Origin of the sequence: Burkholderia sp. AcTa6-5 (assembly GCF_017815075.1) — a bacterium.
Classification (GTDB): Bacteria; Pseudomonadota; Gammaproteobacteria; order Burkholderiales; family Burkholderiaceae; genus Burkholderia; species Burkholderia sola.
Genome location: NZ_JAGIQE010000078.1, coordinates 1 through 760, shown reverse-complemented (window position 1 = coordinate 760; position 760 = coordinate 1). Strand labels below are relative to the sequence as shown.

Annotated in this window: 2 tRNA genes and 1 rRNA gene; all 3 read right to left on the bottom strand. The window is 52.1% G+C overall.

The features are described 5' to 3' along the window. Window positions 1-390 precede the first annotated feature (390 nt). Window positions 391-466: transfer RNA gene (locus J8I33_RS34280), tRNA-Ala, on the bottom strand. Window positions 467-557: 91 nt separating this feature from the next. Then, window positions 558-634: transfer RNA gene (locus J8I33_RS34275), tRNA-Ile, on the bottom strand. Window positions 635-697: 63 nt separating this feature from the next. After that, window positions 698-760: ribosomal RNA gene (locus J8I33_RS34270) — 16S ribosomal RNA — on the bottom strand; the annotation flags it as partial.

The following is a 760-nucleotide window of genomic DNA, read 5'->3' as shown; positions in this document are numbered from 1 at the left end:
CATCGCCTGTGATCGCCAAGGCATCCACCACATGCACTTGTTCGCTTGACCCTATAACGAGTCTGTCTCATCGACAGCCGCTACAGGTTGAGTTCTCGCGTGTCGCTCAGCGTTAGTGCTTTAGCACTTACGCGGAGCCCACACTACGTGTGTGCCGTATTCCAAAATCGAGCCGAACAATGAAGTTCGAATCATCTTGAGATACATCGATACAATCACAACCCGGATAACTTCCACGTCCATCTCGAGACGCTTCCGCTATCCAAATTACTTACTTCTTCCAGATTGTTAAAGAACGACAGCCGATATCTGTTGATATCCTCTGACTGGCTCAATCGCCAATGACAAAGACTCGAACGACGCTTCGTTCGAACGCTTGTCATTGAAGATTGGTGGAGGCAGACGGGATCGAACCGACGACCCCCTGCTTGCAAAGCAGGTGCTCTCCCAGCTGAGCTATGCCCCCATTGAGTACAGATGACCTCAGGTACTACAGCCTATCGGCATGGGCTGCTCGTAAGCGCTAAAGCGCCAACGATCACCGACACGTCAGACAATGGTGGGTCTGGTTGGATTCGAACCAACGACCCCCGCCTTATCAAGACGGTGCTCTAACCGACTGAGCTACAGACCCCTGAGTCTGTCTTTGATTTACAGCCGATAAGCGTGAGCGCTCAACTTGTGCGAGAAGCTCTGGAAAGGAGGTGATCCAGCCGCACCTTCCGATACGGCTACCTTGTTACGACTTCACCCCAGTCAT